This window comes from Lacihabitans sp. LS3-19 (genome assembly GCF_024343575.1).
GTDB lineage: Bacteria > Bacteroidota > Bacteroidia > Cytophagales > Spirosomataceae > Leadbetterella.
The window spans coordinates 1-17,775 of sequence record NZ_RJUA01000026.1 but is presented as its reverse complement, the minus strand read 5'-3'; the positions used below and the strand labels follow the sequence as shown (position 1 = coordinate 17,775).

The following is a 17,775-nucleotide window of genomic DNA, read 5'->3' as shown; positions in this document are numbered from 1 at the left end:
TAGAGAGCCGATTGGACAATACTGTGCCTTATTATCAATTACTTAACTCAAAATGGTGTCAAACTCAAGACATTGGTAGTCGTAACGTATATTTATTCCAGATCTAAAGAACTGTTTTCAGTAAAATTGGTCAGACAAGGTTGATTACTTCTCACCGATTTGTTTTGCTAAAAATGCTATTCCTTCATTGAATGTCTTAGGATTATATCCTAAGATTTCCATTGGTTTGTCTAAAATAAAACCTGTTTTTGCTGGTCTTTTGGCAGGTTGGGTGAATTTTGTTCCATCCACTTCGGTAATCAATGATTTGTCAAGATTAAAGAAATCGGCTGTCATGATGGCCATTTCGTAAGGATTTAAAAGATCTTTGCCAGAAATGTTAAAAATGCCTTCAGCTTCTTTTTGAGCTATCAAAATACAACCATCCGCTAAATCTTCTGCCAAAGTAGGTGTACGCCATTGGTCGTTTACCACATTGATGTTTTTGCCTTGTTCGAGTGAGTTTTTTACCCAAAGAATAATATTTGAGCGACTCATATCATGTGCAATGCCGTATACAAGTATAGTTCTGGCAATTGACCATTTGATATCACTATTTATCAAAAGTTTCTCAGCTGCATATTTACTCCAACCATAAAAACTCAAAGGATTAGCTTCAGCAGTTTCATCATAAGGTCCTTCTTTGCCATCAAAAATAAAATCGGTAGAAAGATGTATAAAAAAAGTATTTGTTTTTTTACAAGCATTGATTAAATACTCAACTGCATTGACATTTAACCCCCAACATCCATCTTTTTCGGTTTCACATTGGTCCACATTTGTCATGGCGGCTGTGTGAATTAAAATATCAGGCTTTTCTGATTCAAATACAGCGGCTATTTCGTCTTTATTTGTAATATCAAGCGATATATATATATAGTTGTCAGAAGCGGGTAATCTGTTATTTCCTCTTGCTGTAGCAATAGTTTGAAATTCCTTCGATTTGGAAAGTTTTTCAACTAACTTTTGCCCTAAAAGCCCGTTTGAACCCGTTATTAATATTTTTTTCATTTTACAAACTTATAACCGTAAAGTCTGGTTATTTTCTTTTTTCTCATTTTTTTCATGGTCATGGCCATTTTGATGTCTTCCACTGGTCTATTGAATTCATCTTTTTGAACCACAGCTATATCATCAATTAGTTTTAAATTATCAACAACCTCTCCAAATACGGTGTATCTATTGTCAAGAGAAGGATAACCTCCAATGGTCATGTAGTCAGCACGTTGCTTATTTGTATATTTGATGTCGTTGGTTTTTTCAACCTTAGAAACTTCCTCGTCCGAATGTTTTCTTCCTTGAACTATATAAAATTGAACTGGATTGGACATTTTTTCAGGATTTCCATTACTTGCGGCAGCCAAAGCCCCTTTTTTATGTACTCTTAATGGTGTGAATTCATAAGGTATTTTCTCCATATTTCCACCACCAGAACCTAGTCTAGCACCTGGTTTAGCGTTTTTTGAGTTAGGGTCACCACCTTGAATCATAAATTTTTCGATGACTCTATGGAAAAGTAAACTGTCGTAATATTGTTCCTTTACGTGATTTAGGAAATTGGCTTTGTGCAAAGGCGTTTCGTCATATAAAACCATGTGGGCTACCCCTTTCGAAGTTGTAAGCGTAACGAGGTAATCTTTCCTTTGAGCAAATATTCTGGTTGTTGAAATTAATATGGCAATAATTATTACGTATTTTTTCATCTAATTATAATTGGGCTTTAATTTTTTCTAAAATTTCTTTGCCTCCGTTGGCTAATATTATGTTTGCTATTTTTATGCCAAGTTCCGCTGGTGACTCATTATTTTGTATTTCTGTTGTTTTAACAATTTCTTTTCCATCTAAGGAAATTATTCCTGCTGTAAAATGGATTTTATCTTCAAGTAATTTTGCATTGCCAAATACTGGAATCGAGCACCCACCTTTTAGTTCTTTTAAATACGCTCTTTCAGTCAAAAGGCATTGTTCTGTTTCAAGGTCATTGCAAAGCGTTCTTACCACATCTGCTTTGTTTTTATCCAAATTGTTTGAAATTTCGATTGCTACTGTACCTTGTCCAACGGGTGGCACAAAAGTTTTGTTGTCAAATTCGTAGCGAATAAGCTCGTTGTATTTCATACGGTTTACACCTGCATACGCTAGCAGAAGAGCATCACATTGACCTTCTTCCATTTTTCTGATCCTGGTCTGTAAATTTCCTCGCATATCCACAATTTTGAAATGCGGAAAATAGGATTTCAGCATAGCCACTCTTCTAGTTGAAGAGGTTCCAATTGTGATTTCGGTATCAACATCGATGTCTTTATTTGAAACCAAAACATCGTTTGTTTTTTCTCTTTCAGTAAATGCTATTATCGAGAGTGACTTATGAAGCTCAGACTGCAAGTCTTTGGCACTATGTACGGCTATATCAATTGCTCCTATGTGTAATTGTTCTTCAAGTTCTTCGGTAAAAACACCTTTAGAACCTATTTTAGAAAGTGCTCTGTCAAGAATTTTATCACCTTTTGTTTCTATTATTATGATTTCAGTGGTTAAACCACCAGCCTCAAGTTTGGCTTTGATATATTCAGCTTGCCATAAGGCTAAAAGACTTCCTCTCGTTCCTATTTTAATATTCATGCACCTAAAATAAATAAATAACTCCAATAAAACCTGTTACACTTCCCCAAACCAAACCTCCAATAATTTGCATCTGATTATGTGCCCCTAAAATTAATCTTGAGGATGCTAGTATTCCTAAAATTAAAATAATGCCTAAAATAGGAATAAATAGTGTTTGTTCGGCATATTTAAGATATACGGCAAAACACATACCTAAGATGCCAGCTAAAGCCGAAATATGTGCACTTATTTTTTCTTTAAGACTTATGATTGCTAACCCTAGGATGTTCACCACCATGATGATCAATAAAAAAGAAGTGGGTTCTAAAAGTCCACCTTTTGAATACAAAAAATACCCTAAAGCAATATAAAAAGCCGATGTAATCAAGTAAATCTTTGGCCTTTCATTCAAATTGCTTATTTCTATATCACTAATTGCTTTTGATTTTTTTAACCAAACAACTAAACCAATAGGAAATATTGCAGTGTATAAAAACACAATCGCCACCAAGGCTATAAAGCTTTTGGTTGTGAAAAATGCATAGAATAGTGGTAATGGTGTAAACGTCTTAAATATCAAAATAAGATACAAAGGCATGAAAACCGGATGCAATACGTAAGATAAAAACTTTGCTAATTTTATGGGCACTTTATTTTTCCAAGCAATTATATTAGAAACACATTATTAGGTACAAATATAGGCCAAAAATATAGATTTTACATCTCTTTTCTTAATCTTGCAACTGGTATAGCCAACTGTTCTCTATATTTTGCTACTGTTCTACGTGCAATATTATACCCACGTTTTTTAAGTAGTTTTTCAAGTTTGTCATCTGACAAAGGAGAGTGTTTTGGCTCGCTATCAATCAGTTCTTTAAGGATGTTTTTAACCTCGCGGCTTGAAGCATCTTCGCCTGATTCAGTCGCAATACCTTCTGAAAAGAAATATTTTAGTGGGTAAATACCAAAGTCAGTTTGTACAGACTTGCTGTTGGCAACTCTAGATACTGTAGAGATGTCCATTTCTATTCTTTCTGCAATATCCTTCAAAATCATTGGCTTAAGTTTGTTTTCATCGCCTTCATCGAAAAACTCTTGTTGGTATATTACAATGGCTTCCATAGTTTTAAGAAGCGTTTGTTGTCTTTGTTTTATGGCGTCAATAAACCATTTAGCTGCATCAAGTTTTTGTTTTACAAAACTTACCGTTTCTTTTATTTGCTTATTTTGTTTATCGCTTTTGTCGTAGGTGTCTAACATTTCCGAAAACGAACGGCTAACTCTTAACTGAGGAGCATTTTTTGAATTTAAAACTATCTCAAGTTTGCCATTTACCGAACTAACAATGAAATCAGCCATTAAGTAGGCCACATTGTTGTCAGACGAACCCATATTGCCAGGCTTCGGATTTAGTCTGGTGATTAAACTTAGAGACTTTTTAAGTGTTTCGTCTTCTAGGTTTAATTTTCTTTGAATTTTGTCAAAATGCTTTTTTGTGAACTCATCAAAGTGGTCTTCAAGGATTATTAAAGCGTAGTTGTTTTCTACAGTATTGCTATTTTTTTCCAACTGAAGAATCAAACATTCTTGTAAGTCTCTGGCACCTATTCCAGCAGGTTCAAATTTCTGAATTTTCTTTAAAATGCTAACGACTTCGTCTTCAGAGCAATACACATTGCTGCCGAAAGCTAAGTCATTACATATAGAACGGATGGGTCTTCTTAAATAACCGTCGTCTTCGATAGATCCTATTAATTGTTCTCCTATTTTGGTTTCGCGTTCGTTGAGTCTAAGGAAACCGAGTTGCTGAAGCAAAGACTCTGATAGTGTGTCAGTTGCAATTACAGGCATCGTGTCTTTTTCTTCTTCCCCCCAGCCATCACTGGCCATTTTATATCCCGAATACTCGTCTTGGTTGATATATTCCTTAACATTAAGTTCATTCATGTTATAGGTATCCAAGCTCTCATAATCACTATATTCATCACCAAACTCATCATCAGAAGAATTTGTAGAAGTATCTCCATAGATATCATCTTCAATTTTTTCTTTTGCTTCCATCCCTTCTTCAAGGGCTGGGTTAATTTCAAGTTCTTCTTCAATTCTCTGGTTCAATTCCGCAGTAGGAATTTGAAGCAGTTTTATGAATTGGATTTGTTGAGGCGAAAGCCTTTGTTGGAGGGATTGACTTAGAGCTAATTTTTGCATTTTTATAGAGTTTTCTCAACGATTTATTAGGAATTTTTTTATGGTATCTCATTTATCGTGCCAAAAAAAAATTGAACATCTCTTAAAGCTATTGTTTTTCTTTTGTAAAATCAAATTTATTACAATTAAATTATTTTATCCTTTATATAATGTTCTGATTAATAGATAATTGCGATTTGATTTTTTTGTAATAAAATTTAGACTTTTTTATATAAAAAAAGTAACAAAAAAAAGGAAATTAGGGAGGAGGTAGTAAGATTAATCGAAAGATTTGAGGATTGTTTGGATCTTTATTTTGGTTTCATTCCACTCTTTTTCTGGGTCAGAATCTTCCGTAATTCCACCTCCAGCAAATGCAAAAATAGTTTGATTTTCGATTTTCATCGTGCGGATGTTTACATAAAGTTGGCTTGCATTTTCTATGTTTACAGGTCCTAAATATCCGCTATAAAACTCTCTGTCATGTGTTTCTATTTGAGCTATTATTTTCTCTGCGGCCTCTTTAGGCATTCCGCATACTGCAGAAGTTGGATGTAACAAGTCCAGCATTACTGAGCTAAGGTTTGGGAAGTCTACTTCTTTCGTATCTATTAAGTATGAGGAGTTTAAGTGTAGGAGGTTCCCAGCTTTTACTGTTTTTGGTCCTTCTTCTAAATACTCTCTTACTCTGATTTTTTTGAAACAATTTATGATGTATCTTCCTACCAAAGCTTGCTCCTCTATTTCTTTATGTGACCATAAAGCATCTATTGGTTGGATCTCATTGCCATGAGAATCTAAAGCTGTTTGAGTACCTGCAAGAGCTACAGTTTTAAAAATTCCCATCTCATTTTGTGATACTAGAATTTCAGGCGATGCCCCAAGCCAGATTTGATTTTTCCAAGGAACATTTACCAAAGATACAAATGCACTAGAATAGGCATTGCACAGTTTTTCGAATCCAATTAGGTAATTATTGCCTAATAATGAACCCAGTTGTTTTTTCCTTGACAATACTACCTTTTTTGCTTCGCCGTTTTTGATATGGTTTACGGTTGATTCTACCATTCCCAAATAGGCTTCTTTGTTTTCTATTTCTTGGCTTAATTTTAAGTCAAAATTAGCAGATGGGGACTCTGATATTTGTTTAAAATGTAGCAACTGAGTTTCAGATAATTCTACATTGTTTAGATTTTCTAAATCCAAAGATAGATCGGATTTGTAGAAATAAGGAAGTTCGTTGGTATCGTATGGTGCTAGAACAAAACCTGCACCACACTCTTCAAAATCTATTTTTCTCCTATCTTGATTTTTGTCAAAACTAATAATAAGCTTATACAGATTTTGATTTGGCAATCTGTAAAGGGCAAAAGGGTATTTTTGCTCTATACAAGCCTCAATAATATTTTTTATCTTTATTTCAGAATCTATCGCTATCATTCACTTTCCACTTTCAGCTCATTATTGTATTTTGATGGACATTTCAACAGAATCTGATCGGCTTCAAATTGGTTTTTCTCTAAATCCATGTGGCCAACGACCACTACTTTCTCAGATTTGTCCATATCTTGGGGTTTAGGTTGAAGAAAAACCACCAATTCCTCATTGTTTAGAGAGTCTTTCATCATAAACTCAAACCTATTAGGATCTACTGCAGGATTGTAATTCATGCCTTTTGGTTTTCCGTCCTCACCTTTTATTAATTCTCCCACTACGTGGATAGAGCCTTTGCTGCCATTTTGAGCAAGTTCTTTTGCTTCTTTAAAACTGACATAAGTACTTGCGTCGCCAATGGTAGATATTATCATTGTTATTGCTATCGCGATAACTACCAAAGCTATAATGTGCGTTTTTTTCATTTCTTGTTTGTTAAAAAGAATATTACTTCTTTATTTCTTTTTCTAGTTTAGTGATTTTTCTATCTAAACTAAATAAATACGCTATTAGGCCAATAGTTATCAAAGTAATTACTGCTACTACAACGTAAATTTTTCCATCTGCACGAAAGGTATCCGCCATCTCAACACCTTGAAGAAGATTCAATAAACTCATATATTTTCTTGTAAATGATTATTCAATAGTTTTAAACGAATTCTAAGGGAAGTTATCCAAACGCCAATCAAAATCCAAGCGATAACAGCCGGATAAAAAACCATACGCATGCTGCTGTCCATATCGTACTTGCCAAATGCTGGGTTGCCACCATTTCCTGGGTGAAGTGAGTCGGTAAGTCGAGGTAAAATCCAAACCAAAGGCATGAAAGATGCAAATGCAAATATGTTGTAAACAGCCGAAAGCCTGGCTTTTTTTTGTTCGTCTTCGAAAGAACCTCTCAATACAAAATAGGCCGAATATATCAAAAGTCCAACTTCTACTGCGATGATTTTAGGGTCTTTTGGTAGTGGGTCTCCCCATGTGTAATTGCCCCAAATACAGCCAGTTAAGAAGCCAAGAATTCCGAATACGATGGCCACGTTTGCAAATTCAACAGCGTAAACATCATCTTGTATTTTGCCTCCATTAAGGTATTTGATAGAATAAATCAAGGATGAAATCATTAGTGACATCATCGAAAACCACATCGGCACATGGAAATATACATTCCTGATGGTTTCGTTCAATATCGGTTGGCGAGGTACATCTCCAATAAAGCCAAACACTACTATGTATATCAAAAGGCCTGAGGCCAAAAATTTCCACCAGATTTTTCTCATATTTTTAACTTTTCCATAAATATGGAAACAACATATAACTTAACGCTATTACAATTAAATCAATTCCTGAAATCACCATTATTTCATCATAACTTACGCTCATATCTAAACCGTCCATTGCGTTTTTTGAAAGTTTTATAAGCATAGTTAGCATTGGCAATAATATTGGAAAACTCAAAACCGCCATCAAGCCAGAAGTATTGTCTGATTTTGAGGCAATTCCAGCTATCAAGGTCAAGCTCGCACTAAATCCCAAAGCACCGAGTGTTAAAGCTATTAAATATAATGGTATGTTTTCGACCATATTTCCCATGAAAATGGAATAAATTAGGAATCCTAAAAATCCTAAAAAAATCATTAATAAGAAGTTGTAAATTATTTTTGCGAGAATTATTGAGCTTGGTTTAGCAATTTGATAATAGTACAATTGCCTGCCCGCTTTCTCTTGAATAAAGCTTTTGGTGATAGAATTTACTGCCGAAAAAAGTATTATTATCCAAAAGAGCGTATTCCAGGTGATGGGCTCTATGGTATTTGTTTTCAATTTAAAACTAATATAGCACATAAAAACCGTCGAAACCACGTAAAGAACCATACCATTGAAAGCATATTTCTGCCTCCATTCTAGTATTATGTCTTTAAGTATAAGGTTTTTAATTTCTTGCATAATTATAAAACTCGCCTTGTTTGTCTTTTGTTTTTATTCATAAATGAATTTAAGCCCACTTATTTACCGCAAAATTAAGCAATATGTATCCTCGACTACATGAGAATTATCATTTATTTTTAATCAGATTCAATGTGAAATCTAAAGGCGTATCTTTTCTTTTAATAAAATCTTCAAAGTCTTGTTCGACATAAAAATCCGGTTCCACAAAAAAAGACTTCGTAACGTGATTTTCATGTGCATGAACAATCTTCATCAGTGGTATTCTAACTTTGACTTTTGAATTTGGCAATTTGGTGCTGTACCATTGACCAGCAAAGCTGCCCCAATTGGCACCTCCTGGTCTTGATCCTATAAAAGTAGCTCTTTGCATATCTTTCCAAAGTCCAATAGTAAATGTGGTGGCAGAATAAGAACCTCCATCCATTAAAACATAAATTTTCTTGTCATAATGGTATTTTTTAGATGGTTTTGTTTTTTTTCTGCCTGTATTTAATTTTAGGTAATTTCCTTCTATTTTTTTGTTAAATATTACTTTTCCAATAATGGGCGGAATTATACTCCACGCCGGAAACATTTTGGAAAATGATGCTTTTTTGAAATAAATTGAATCAGAAAGATAAAATGGGGTAGGTGAAACGTATTTCGTGATTCTATTTATATTGTTTATTAGTCCACCTCCATTGCCTCTAAAGTCTATAATTAAATGTTCTGTCTTGTTTGCCTCTATTTTTTTAAAAGCCCGTTTTATGTCTTTTTTGAATTTTTGTTGACTAACGTCAAACATATTTTTTTTAAGTGAAAAACTTGTTATATCTAGTTTGCTAATATGATTTACACTGTCTACTACAGCCAAATTCATATTTTTCCTTGTCGAATTTTTATATCTTTTGGGTAAGATTTTGTTGGTAGTTTTACTGGTTTCAAAAACTATTTTTCTGTTATATACTACTCCATTTAAGTCTTTTATCTCAACGTTTACACTGTCTTTTTTTCCATAGAGATTGTTGTAATATCTTTGAAAAGCCCTCTCGGCATAGTAGTTTTTACTTATTGGATTTCCGTTGTCAGCTCCGTAAAGGTTCTTGAATTTTTTAAAACTTTCTAAAATTGGTTCATTGTTAATTTTTAATATTTCAGATCCACGAAGTATGGTTGTATCTGAGGAAAGATTGTAATGAATATAAAATTGGTCATCGAAGCGTCTGATTATAATAGGTAAGTATTTATTTCCTTTTTTTGGAAAATAGTTTTTAGGAAGATAAACACCTGTATGCAAGTCTTTGAGACCAGAAACCAGATTAGCTGTCTTTTCATAGGCTGCAAGAATTGATAAACTGTCTCCAACGGAATCTTCTATGTCTTTTAGTCTTTGTTCAAATTCTTCTTTAGTTTCATAATGGTACATTCCAAGATGATATTTTTCGAGCTTATTTTTGGCAAAATTCAGGTCTTCGATAAATTCAGACTTAGCTATTTTTTTTTGACTAAAAACAGTTTGAATTTGTATCGAAAATAAGAATAATGCAAAAAAAGAAATTTTAACAAATGATAAGGTTTCGTTTTTGCAAAAGATATTAATAAAATTCATTTTGGTTTATTTCTTTGATAATGAACAGTTTGACTTAGTCAAGGTACAGTTTTTTACTAAAAACATGACCGGCAAATAAATATTAGCCCTAAAATTAGCTATCTTTTTTTTATCTTTGTGGCAGATATAAAAAGTTCTTTGAATCAATATGCTTAATCGTCGACTCATTCGAATCAGGGTAATGCAAACTTTGTATGCTTTTGAAAAAGCCAAAGGTGCCAACTTCCTACTAGCACAAGACCTCATTGCGGAGGCTTTTGCTCCTGACTTGAATTCCATGGAAAAACAAGACAGAAACAAACTTACAGGTTTGTTGAAACTCTCACAGTCTTTATTTTCTGACGAAGTAAATAACGATATTTTCCCTTCAGACGATACACTTCCAGCCGAAGTTAAACCAGTTTTATCCAAAGCCCGCGAATATTTCAAACATAAAAACAAAAAAGATTTTGAATTCTACACGCTTCAAAGCGTGTTAGATGCCGAAAAAGTCTATGATTTGTATCTTTATCTGATGAATCTGCTTCCGGAAATTGCCCAAAAATATGAGGGGAAAGGAAGTTTGGCAAAAAACAGAGTGATTGCAGCCATAAAAATCAATAAAGATCTTGAGCATATTTCCTTGAAAAGGTCAATAAATTGGGAAAATGAGCGTATATTTATAAATAAGATATACAACGAGGCACTTAAAACCAATGCACATGTATTGGAGTACGAAGCAATCATAAACAAGACTTTAGAAGATGACTTGGCTATCGTAAAATATATCATCAAAAATGTGTTTTTGAAACATGAAGTTTGCGATGAGTTTTTTGAAAAAATGAATATTTTTTGGGTTGAAGATCGGGATATCCTGAGAACCATGATGTTTCATTCTATCAATGATTTTGTAGAATTGCAAACTATAAAGGTTGAAATGTTAGATGAGGTTTGGGACGAAAGCAAAGAGTTTTTAAAGATACTTTTCAATAAAACTGTTACACAGGAAAAAGAAATTTTGGGATATTTAATCCCATTCTTGAAAAATTGGGAAATAGAAAGAATTATAGAAACTGACCGTATTCTATTGAAAATGGCAGCAGCTGAATTGATGAATTTTCCTTCGATTCCTATAAAAGTAACTATCAATGAAATCATAGATATATCTAAAAACTATAGTTCGGCTAAAAGTGGACAGTTTATAAATGGTATTTTAGATTCATTAAATAAGGATCTTACAACACGCGGATTAATAAAGAAAACTGGTCGAGGAATGCTTGATAATAAATAAATTTGAAAGTATTTGTCTAGTTTTTAAATTTAGAATAATTTTAAGAAAATTTTAAAAAATGAGTAGTTCATCAAAATCTTTTATTGCTTTTTTAGCGGGATTGGCCGCTGGAACAGCCATTGGTATACTTTACGCACCCGAAAAAGGCGAAGTAACTCGTGACAAATTGGCAACAAAACTTTCGCAATATCGTGGACAATTAGAGGATTTTATTGCTGACCTAATAGAAAGAGGTGATGAGGTAGCATCCGAAATGTCTGGTGGAAACAGTGAAGCCAAAGTTGAAGGCCAAAAAGTAGTAAATGAAGCTCGCCAGAAAGCAGAAAGACTTTTGGAAGATGTTGAGAATTTGATGAACCAAATAAAATCTAGAGGATGAAAAAAATAGTTTTTGTGGCTCTTGTTTTACTGTCAAGTGTTAGTTTTTGGCAGTGTTCTACCATGTCAGGTTCTGAAAGTGATAGCGGTGAAGCCCAAAGTGATTCAGCAAAAATCGAGTTTGAAAATCCCAATCATGATTTTGGTGAAATAAAAGAAGGTGAAATCGTGAATACTGTTTTTAAGTTCAAAAACGTAGGTTCTATGCCGCTGAATATAATAAGTGTTGACGTAACCTGTGGTTGTACTGTTGCCGAAAAGCCAGAAAAGCCAATTGGTGCTGGTAAAACTGGCGAGATAAAAGTGGAATTTAACAGTGCTGGAAAAGTAGGAATAAATAAAAAATATGTGACTGTGACTTCAAATGCTGTAAATGCTTCAGAAGTAGTGAGTTTCGATGTAATAGTAAATAAAGTAAACGAATAATTTTTATGACGATTTTGCAAGTAGGTGGAGGAAACATGGGTTTCCTTTTGATGATGGGTGGAATGTTTGTGGTGATGTATTTTTTTATGATCAGACCACAACAAAAGAAACAAAAAGACCAACAAAAAATGGTTGATGCCTTGAAAGCTGGCGATGATGTGGTAACAGCGGGCGGATTGCACGGAAAAGTGATGTCTACCGATGAAACTACTGTTACAATATCTGCAGGTGGTGGTGCAAAATTAACTTTTGAAAAATCGGCGATTGCCAGAAAGAAATAAATGTCAATAACTGCCAGAAATACCAAGTCTATACCTATGAAAGACGCTTTTGAGTCTTTCTTGAAGGTTTATAATCTAAAGTCAAAGTTTAACGAGACCTACTTGGTGGCATATTGGGAAAAAATAATGGGCGTAAGCATCGCCCAGCGTACAGAGAAGATACATATAAAAAAAGGCGTTCTTTTTATTAGATTATCTTCTCCTTCACTTAGCCAGGAATTGCTCTTGGCCAAATCAAAAATGATAAGTTTGCTTAATAGCGAAATAGGTGAGGATGTAATAAATGATGTGGTTTTTTTCTAAATCATGTTAATTGCTCCTCCATATCTCAAAAAAGGTGATAAAGTGGCCATTACAGCACCAGCAAGCCGATTAGAAAAGAAATCTATAGAAATTGGTGTTGAAATTCTGACTAATTGGGGTCTTCAGGTTGTAGTTGGTAAAACTGTCGGAGCAAAATATTTTGATTTTTCTGATACGGTAGAAAATCGAACTGTTGAAATGCAAAAGTTCTTGGATGATGATTCTGTGAAATTGATATTGTCGGCTCGAGGAGGATATGGTTGCTCCAAAATTATTGATAATCTTGATTTTGGGAAATTCAAATCTAATCCAAAATGGATTTGTGGCTTTTCTGATTTGACCTCTATTTTGTTGCAAATCAACAAATTGGGTTTCCAAGCTTTGCATGGTGTAATGGCCAAAACGATGGTTTTACATCATGAATCCAATGAATCACTCAGAAAATTACTTTTTGGCGAAAAATTGGAATATACTTTTGATGCATCTGAAAAAAACAGAATTGGAGTAGGAAAAGGAGAGGCCATTGGTGGTAATTTGTCATTGTTGGCTCATTCTATTGGGTCGCGTTCTGATGTTTCGTATGACGGAAAGATACTTTTTCTAGAAGACATTTCTGAATATTACTATAATTTAGACAGAATGATGGTTCAGTTGAAGCGTGCCGGGAAACTTGCTAATTTGGCTGGAATAGTTTGTGGAGATTTTTCGGATTGCAGAGAAAATGATGAGCCTTTTGGTAAAAAAATCGAAGAAATAATATTGGAACATACCGAAGGTACATTTTACCCGATTGCATTTGACTTTGGTTTTGGTCATGAAAATAAAAACCTTGCTATAAGAATGGGTGAAGAATTACGTTTGGAAGTCAAAAAAGAAGGCGTTTTGTTAAACTCAATTTAAAGGAAATGGGAAAGTTTGATTTTAAAAAATATCATGTCAGGGCAATGAATGCTGCTTCGGAAGTTGAAAAAGCCGAGATAAACAAAGAATTAAAAGAATATTACGCTAGCCTAAACGAAGCCGATCAAGTGATTTTCAACGAAGAACTTCAGTCTTTCTTAATCAAAGAAATGGCCAATATTAAGAGCGTTTATGATGGTGCTTCTGGGGTGAATTAGTTATTGGTGTATTAGTGAATTTGTGAATTAGTTTTTTGGTTTATTTGTGAATTAGTATATTAGTATATTAGTATATTAGTCCATTGGTTATTAGTGTTTTTTTTGCCAAAGTTTGTGTCCTCGCCAAAGTTTTTGCCTTCAACCCAAGTTAGTGTTCCCACAAGTTTATGTCTTCCCAAACTTCCCATCCCTAAAGTTAATGTCCCCCAAAATTGTCTTTTTACCAAATATGTAATTCGAAAATCGAAAACATTTACCCTAAGCTTAAATTAGAAAATTTTCAATCTAATTCTCACAACTCACAACACATTACTCAAAACTTCTCACAAAAAAACACAACCTAACCTCTATAACTTTATTATTTAAATACTATTTTTTTCATATTGCCTGAAGTTTTATATCTGCTTTAAATCAATATTCTTTATTTTTGTAAAATTTTCAATTATTCTAAAAAATCTATGAGTCAAGCGTCAGCACCTGCTACTACTTTGCAAGATATTATTTCACACGCAAAAGAATACGGATTTGTTTTTCCCTCATCTGAAATATACGATGGCCTTCAGGCGGTTTATGACTATGGTCAAAACGGTGTTGAGCTAAAAAATAATTTAAAGCAAGCTTGGTGGAAAGCCATGACGCAGTTGCACGATAATATAGTGGGAATAGATGCAGCAATATTTATGCATCCACTTACCTGGAAGGCTTCTGGCCATGTGGATGGCTTTAATGATCCAATGATTGATAACAAAGATTCAAAGAAAAGATATAGAGCGGATCAGTTGCTAGAAGGGAAAGCAGAGGAATATGCCAATGCTGGAGATACAGAAAAAGCTCAAAATCTACTCAATGAAATGGGGAGGTTACTTGGAGCGGAGGATTTAGAAGGCGTGAGGAATCTTATTATTGCTGAAAACATCGTTTGCCCGATTTCGAAAACATTGAATTGGACTGAAGTTCGTCAATTTAACTTGATGTTTTCTACACAAGTGGGTTCTGTTGCCGAAGATTCAAGTTTGATATATTTAAGACCAGAAACAGCACAAGGTATTTTTGTGAATTTCTTGAATGTACAGAAAACAGGCAGAATGAAAGTGCCTTTTGGAATAGCTCAAATCGGTAAAGCATTTAGAAATGAGATAGTTGCACGCCAGTTTACGTTTCGTATGCGTGAGTTTGAGCAAATGGAAATGCAGTTTTTTGTTCGTCCTGACACTTCAGAAGAATGGTATAATTCATGGAAAGAGGCACGTATGAAATTCCATAAAGCTGTAGGTTTACCGGCAGAAAAACTTAAATATCACGACCACGAGAAATTGGCTCATTATGCCAAAGCCGCTGTGGATATTGAATTTCAGTTTCCTTTTGGATTTCGTGAAATCGAGGGTATTCACGCTCGTTCGGATTTTGATTTGAAAGCTCACCAAGAATTGTCAAAAAAGAAGCAACAGTATTTTGATGCTGATTTGGACCAAAACGGAAAGCCATTTGGAAACTACATCCCATGGGTAGTAGAAACCTCAGTGGGTGCTGATAGATTGTTTTTGGCGGTATTTTGTAATGCATTCACGAAGGAAACCATCAAAAGCGAGGAAGAAGGAAAAGAAGATAAGGAAAGAGTTTACTTGAAGTTGCACCCAGCTTTGGCTCCGATAAAAGTGGCAGTTTTGCCATTGGTGAAAAAAGACGGATTAGCGGAAAAAGGACAAGAGATCGCAAATAGTTTGAAGTCAAGTTTTAGAGCTATATATGATGACGGCGGTGCAATAGGTAAGCGTTATACACGTCAAGATCTAATAGGTACGCCCTATTGCATAGCCGTAGATTACCAAACCATGGAAGACAATACCGTAACTATTCGTCACCGCGATAGTATGGAGCAGGAGCGTGTTGCTATAGCAGACTTAAAACAAAAAATTGGCTACGAAGTAGCTATGGAGAGGATTTTAGAAGCGATATAAGTTTTTTAGATATTTTGTTTTTTGAAAGAGCTGGCTTAGGCCGGCTTTTTTTATTCTAGGTTTTTATACGTTTCTACTGGATTTAAAAGGCCTGTGTTCTTATCAATTAAGATTCGTTCGATGTTGCTTGCTTGCCAAATGTCACTTGCAATCTTAATGGCTAAAAAGGCCGAAGAATTGCCTGTTGTTTTGCTAATACTATTTATTACTAAGTTTACGATGTTTAAATTTAAGGTGTTAATTCCATATTTATTTTTTTGATATGTAAAATTTTTAGCCATAAAGCCTGTGTTTGCACTTGTTAGTTCAAATGTATTCCCAAATCTTTTTACAGGTATTAATACGTTTGCACTTGTACTACTATTTTTAATAGTTTTATAGATTTTCCCATCTTTACACACACCCCAAATTTCGGTTTTGTCCTTATTTTTCTCTTGGTCTTTTATCACTAAGTAATATTGATTAGATTTTTCTTTAATTGTAAAATCTAATTTGACAGGGGTATTATAACGCATATTGTTGAAATACGGATAAATTCCTTCATTGGTAGTGGAATCATAAAAGATATTTGGAACCTGTGCGGATGCAAAAACTTCTTTTTCTTCAATTAATGCATTTTTGTTAATATGTTTAAGATTTACTTCAATATCATCTAACATATTGTTCCAGAGCTTCCAGTGCAGACGATTTATTGCTATTTCTAAATTGTCAATATTTTTAGCTTCTTTGCAATCATTTATATCTCCAATTTTAAGATATCCATTATCTGTTTTTTTGAAAAACTCCATATCAGTATAAAACCAAACAACTGTCTTCTTTTCTTCCATTCTCGACCCAAATTGATAATCATTTATTTTAATTACAATTTGATTTTTCTTGTTATTTATTGGTAAACTTGAATTTATAAAATCTTGAATAAGTAAATTTAAAGGCCCATTGGTTTCGAGTTTTTGAACAGAATCTTGACTAATAAAAGTAAAATCCTTATCAATCCTAGCATCAATGACTTTAATTACATTTATTTTTGAAGTAACTAAATTGAGTTTTTTAAAATAAGGGTTAAAATTAATCTGAGCAAAAGATTGAAAACTTAAGAATAGGAGAAGAATTAGATATTTCATTTATTATGGATTGTTTTTGAAATCTGAGAAAAAAGCATGCCATGTTTCTTTAAAAATTAGAAATATTTTTTTTAAAAATTCAGGCAAAAACTGATGTATTACATATTTTAAGGTTTATATTTTACATAGTTTTATTTCAAAAGACCTCATGGTATGCTCAGAATATTATTAATGGTATTGTTTTTTGGATTTATTTCCTGCCAAAACAAGAAGGAAAAAGAAGTAATTGAAGAAGATGATTCTCTCGTAGTTTCTGCACTTCCATTAGATATTCCTTTTCCAGAAAATAATCCTCATTCAAAAGAAAATGCTGACCTAGGTAAACTACTCTTTTTTGACCCAATACTTTCTGGAAATAAGGACGTTGCATGTGCCACTTGCCATCATCCTGAGTTTGGATTTGCGGAAAATTTGGAAATAAGTATTGGTGTAAATGGCCATGGTTTTGGAAGTAAGCGACAATTTAATAGCCCGAACGAAATCCCTTTTGTAAAACGAAATTCTCAAGCCATTGTAAATGTGGCTTTTAATGGCTTCAACTCTGAAAGTGAAGTAAATCCAAATAGTGCTCCAATGTTTTGGGACTTAAGAGCTGAAAGTCTTGAAAAGCAAGCACTTGAGCCTATTAAAACTATGGAAGAAATGCGTGGAAAATCTATTGAAGAACATGAAATTTTAGATTTAGTTGTAAAAAGAATCAAGTTGATTAAAGAGTATAATATGCTTTTTGAAAAAGCTTTTGGTAAAAATGCTGTAAATATTGATAACCTTTCAAAGGCTATTGCCACCTATGAAAGGACAATTGTGGCTAACAATTCTAGATTTGATAAATATATGCGTGGTGATGCTACCGCCTTGTCATATAATGAGATAGAAGGCATGAAAGCTTTTAGAAAAGCTGGGTGTATAAATTGCCACAATGGGCCAATGTTCTCTGATTTTAAACAACATGTATTAGCTCCAAAAGCAAACGAAAAACTCACTTTTTTCGATGATGGTATTAATAAAACAAATGGCTTTAGAACACCAAGTTTACGGAATTTAAGGCTTACAGCTCCCTATATGCATAGTGGGAAATTGAAAACATTGACCAATGTTTTGGAGTTTTATGAAGATTT

21 protein-coding genes are annotated in these 17,775 nt (G+C 33.7%); 9 read left to right on the top strand and 12 right to left on the bottom strand.

The annotated features are described in order from the left end of the window. Positions 1-144: 144 nt before the first annotated feature. The 11 genes from EGI22_RS14395 to EGI22_RS14345 all read right to left on the bottom strand — a co-directional run bounded on the left by EGI22_RS14395 (position 145) and on the right by EGI22_RS14345 (position 9,802). Complete coding sequence (locus tag EGI22_RS14395; protein ID WP_255069162.1) at positions 145-1,050, bottom strand: SDR family oxidoreductase; 906 nt, start codon at positions 1,048-1,050, stop codon at positions 145-147. Continuing rightward, positions 1,047-1,742, bottom strand: coding sequence for a peptidylprolyl isomerase (locus EGI22_RS14390; protein ID WP_255069161.1), 696 nt, complete (start codon positions 1,740-1,742; stop codon positions 1,047-1,049). Before EGI22_RS14390 ends, EGI22_RS14395 begins: the two co-directional genes overlap by 4 nt. 4 nt (positions 1,743-1,746) lie before the next feature. Beyond that, positions 1,747-2,661, bottom strand: a complete 915-nt coding sequence (gene hemC, locus EGI22_RS14385) for a hydroxymethylbilane synthase (RefSeq protein ID WP_255069160.1) — start codon at positions 2,659-2,661, stop codon at positions 1,747-1,749. A gap of 4 nt (positions 2,662-2,665) precedes the next feature. Continuing rightward, on the bottom strand, positions 2,666-3,292 hold the full coding sequence (locus EGI22_RS14380; RefSeq protein ID WP_255069159.1) for a hypothetical protein: 627 nt from the start codon (positions 3,290-3,292) through the stop codon (positions 2,666-2,668). Positions 3,293-3,360: 68 nt separating this feature from the next. Further along, complete coding sequence (gene rpoN / locus EGI22_RS14375; protein WP_255069158.1) at positions 3,361-4,851, bottom strand: RNA polymerase factor sigma-54; 1,491 nt, start codon at positions 4,849-4,851, stop codon at positions 3,361-3,363. Between the two features lie 258 nt (positions 4,852-5,109). Continuing rightward, positions 5,110-6,270 carry a chorismate-binding protein gene (locus EGI22_RS14370; RefSeq protein ID WP_255069157.1) on the bottom strand — a complete coding sequence of 387 codons (1,161 nt, stop codon included), beginning with the start codon at positions 6,268-6,270 and terminating at the stop codon, positions 5,110-5,112. Further along, complete coding sequence (locus EGI22_RS14365) at positions 6,267-6,689, bottom strand: cytochrome c maturation protein CcmE (protein WP_255069156.1); 423 nt, start codon at positions 6,687-6,689, stop codon at positions 6,267-6,269. The genes EGI22_RS14370 and EGI22_RS14365 overlap by 4 nt, the downstream gene beginning before the upstream one ends. A gap of 22 nt (positions 6,690-6,711) precedes the next feature. Next, positions 6,712-6,882: a CcmD family protein gene (locus EGI22_RS14360; protein WP_255069155.1), complete on the bottom strand. Its 171-nt coding sequence runs from the start codon at positions 6,880-6,882 to the stop codon at positions 6,712-6,714. Then, complete coding sequence (ccsA, locus tag EGI22_RS14355) at positions 6,879-7,544, bottom strand: cytochrome c biogenesis protein CcsA (RefSeq protein WP_255069154.1); 666 nt, start codon at positions 7,542-7,544, stop codon at positions 6,879-6,881. Before ccsA ends, EGI22_RS14360 begins: the two co-directional genes overlap by 4 nt. Positions 7,545-7,548: 4 nt before the next feature. Next, positions 7,549-8,211 carry a heme exporter protein CcmB gene (locus EGI22_RS14350; protein WP_255069153.1) on the bottom strand — a complete coding sequence of 221 codons (663 nt, stop codon included), beginning with the start codon at positions 8,209-8,211 and terminating at the stop codon, positions 7,549-7,551. 109 nt (positions 8,212-8,320) lie between these two features. Next, positions 8,321-9,802, bottom strand: coding sequence for a S41 family peptidase (locus EGI22_RS14345; RefSeq protein WP_255069152.1), 1,482 nt, complete (start codon positions 9,800-9,802; stop codon positions 8,321-8,323). Positions 9,803-9,983: 181 nt separating this feature from the next. On the opposite strand from EGI22_RS14345, the gene EGI22_RS14340 reads away from it, so the two are divergent. The 8 genes from EGI22_RS14340 to EGI22_RS14305 all read left to right on the top strand — a co-directional run bounded on the left by EGI22_RS14340 (position 9,984) and on the right by EGI22_RS14305 (position 15,536). After that, positions 9,984-11,072 carry a transcription antitermination protein NusB gene (locus EGI22_RS14340; RefSeq protein ID WP_255069151.1) on the top strand — a complete coding sequence of 363 codons (1,089 nt, stop codon included), beginning with the start codon at positions 9,984-9,986 and terminating at the stop codon, positions 11,070-11,072. Positions 11,073-11,130: 58 nt separating this feature from the next. After that, complete coding sequence (locus EGI22_RS14335) at positions 11,131-11,451, top strand: YtxH domain-containing protein (protein WP_255069150.1); 321 nt, start codon at positions 11,131-11,133, stop codon at positions 11,449-11,451. Next, on the top strand, positions 11,448-11,876 hold the full coding sequence (locus EGI22_RS14330) for a DUF1573 domain-containing protein (RefSeq protein WP_255069149.1): 429 nt from the start codon (positions 11,448-11,450) through the stop codon (positions 11,874-11,876). The genes EGI22_RS14335 and EGI22_RS14330 overlap by 4 nt, the downstream gene beginning before the upstream one ends. 5 nt (positions 11,877-11,881) lie before the next feature. Next, the gene (yajC, locus tag EGI22_RS14325) at positions 11,882-12,157 is read left to right on the top strand and encodes a preprotein translocase subunit YajC (RefSeq protein ID WP_255069148.1); all 276 of its coding nucleotides are present in this window, start codon (positions 11,882-11,884) and stop codon (positions 12,155-12,157) included. Further along, the gene (locus tag EGI22_RS14320) at positions 12,158-12,460 is read left to right on the top strand and encodes a DUF721 domain-containing protein (protein WP_255069147.1); all 303 of its coding nucleotides are present in this window, start codon (positions 12,158-12,160) and stop codon (positions 12,458-12,460) included. Between the two features lie 3 nt (positions 12,461-12,463). Next, positions 12,464-13,360 carry an LD-carboxypeptidase gene (locus EGI22_RS14315; RefSeq protein WP_255069146.1) on the top strand — a complete coding sequence of 299 codons (897 nt, stop codon included), beginning with the start codon at positions 12,464-12,466 and terminating at the stop codon, positions 13,358-13,360. 5 nt (positions 13,361-13,365) lie between these two features. Continuing rightward, positions 13,366-13,578 carry a hypothetical protein gene (locus tag EGI22_RS14310; RefSeq protein WP_255069145.1) on the top strand — a complete coding sequence of 71 codons (213 nt, stop codon included), beginning with the start codon at positions 13,366-13,368 and terminating at the stop codon, positions 13,576-13,578. 458 nt (positions 13,579-14,036) lie between these two features. Continuing rightward, positions 14,037-15,536, top strand: coding sequence for a glycine--tRNA ligase (locus tag EGI22_RS14305; RefSeq protein WP_255069144.1), 1,500 nt, complete (start codon positions 14,037-14,039; stop codon positions 15,534-15,536). Between the two features lie 50 nt (positions 15,537-15,586). Here the strand turns inward: EGI22_RS14305 and EGI22_RS14300 are convergent, their stop codons facing one another. After that, positions 15,587-16,657, bottom strand: coding sequence for a hypothetical protein (locus EGI22_RS14300; RefSeq protein ID WP_255069143.1), 1,071 nt, complete (start codon positions 16,655-16,657; stop codon positions 15,587-15,589). Positions 16,658-16,810: 153 nt separating this feature from the next. On the opposite strand from EGI22_RS14300, the gene EGI22_RS14295 reads away from it, so the two are divergent. Further along, on the top strand, positions 16,811-17,775 hold a 965-nt coding region (locus tag EGI22_RS14295), incomplete at its 3' end, for a cytochrome-c peroxidase (protein WP_255069142.1).

Bases quoted from the DNA above. Each gene is read 5' to 3' on its own strand.
- EGI22_RS14395 (WP_255069162.1), bottom strand. From the start codon at position 1,050: ATGAAAAAAATATTAATAACGGGTTCAAACGGGCTTTTAGGGCAAAAG.
- EGI22_RS14390 (WP_255069161.1), bottom strand. From the start codon at position 1,742: ATGAAAAAATACGTAATAATTATTGCCATATTAATTTCAACAACCAGA.
- hemC (WP_255069160.1), bottom strand. From the start codon at position 2,661: ATGAATATTAAAATAGGAACGAGAGGAAGTCTTTTAGCCTTATGGCAA.
- rpoN (WP_255069158.1), bottom strand. From the start codon at position 4,851: ATGCAAAAATTAGCTCTAAGTCAATCCCTCCAACAAAGGCTTTCGCCT.
- EGI22_RS14370 (WP_255069157.1), bottom strand. From the start codon at position 6,270: ATGATAGCGATAGATTCTGAAATAAAGATAAAAAATATTATTGAGGCT.
- EGI22_RS14365 (WP_255069156.1), bottom strand. From the start codon at position 6,689: ATGAAAAAAACGCACATTATAGCTTTGGTAGTTATCGCGATAGCAATA.
- EGI22_RS14360 (WP_255069155.1), bottom strand. From the start codon at position 6,882: ATGAGTTTATTGAATCTTCTTCAAGGTGTTGAGATGGCGGATACCTTT.
- ccsA (WP_255069154.1), bottom strand. From the start codon at position 7,544: ATGAGAAAAATCTGGTGGAAATTTTTGGCCTCAGGCCTTTTGATATAC.
- EGI22_RS14350 (WP_255069153.1), bottom strand. From the start codon at position 8,211: ATGCAAGAAATTAAAAACCTTATACTTAAAGACATAATACTAGAATGG.
- EGI22_RS14345 (WP_255069152.1), bottom strand. From the start codon at position 9,802: ATGAATTTTATTAATATCTTTTGCAAAAACGAAACCTTATCATTTGTT.
- EGI22_RS14340 (WP_255069151.1), top strand. From the start codon at position 9,984: ATGCAAACTTTGTATGCTTTTGAAAAAGCCAAAGGTGCCAACTTCCTA.
- EGI22_RS14335 (WP_255069150.1), top strand. From the start codon at position 11,131: ATGAGTAGTTCATCAAAATCTTTTATTGCTTTTTTAGCGGGATTGGCC.
- EGI22_RS14330 (WP_255069149.1), top strand. From the start codon at position 11,448: ATGAAAAAAATAGTTTTTGTGGCTCTTGTTTTACTGTCAAGTGTTAGT.
- yajC (WP_255069148.1), top strand. From the start codon at position 11,882: ATGACGATTTTGCAAGTAGGTGGAGGAAACATGGGTTTCCTTTTGATG.
- EGI22_RS14320 (WP_255069147.1), top strand. From the start codon at position 12,158: ATGTCAATAACTGCCAGAAATACCAAGTCTATACCTATGAAAGACGCT.
- EGI22_RS14315 (WP_255069146.1), top strand. From the start codon at position 12,464: ATGTTAATTGCTCCTCCATATCTCAAAAAAGGTGATAAAGTGGCCATT.
- EGI22_RS14310 (WP_255069145.1), top strand. From the start codon at position 13,366: ATGGGAAAGTTTGATTTTAAAAAATATCATGTCAGGGCAATGAATGCT.
- EGI22_RS14305 (WP_255069144.1), top strand. From the start codon at position 14,037: ATGAGTCAAGCGTCAGCACCTGCTACTACTTTGCAAGATATTATTTCA.
- EGI22_RS14300 (WP_255069143.1), bottom strand. From the start codon at position 16,657: ATGAAATATCTAATTCTTCTCCTATTCTTAAGTTTTCAATCTTTTGCT.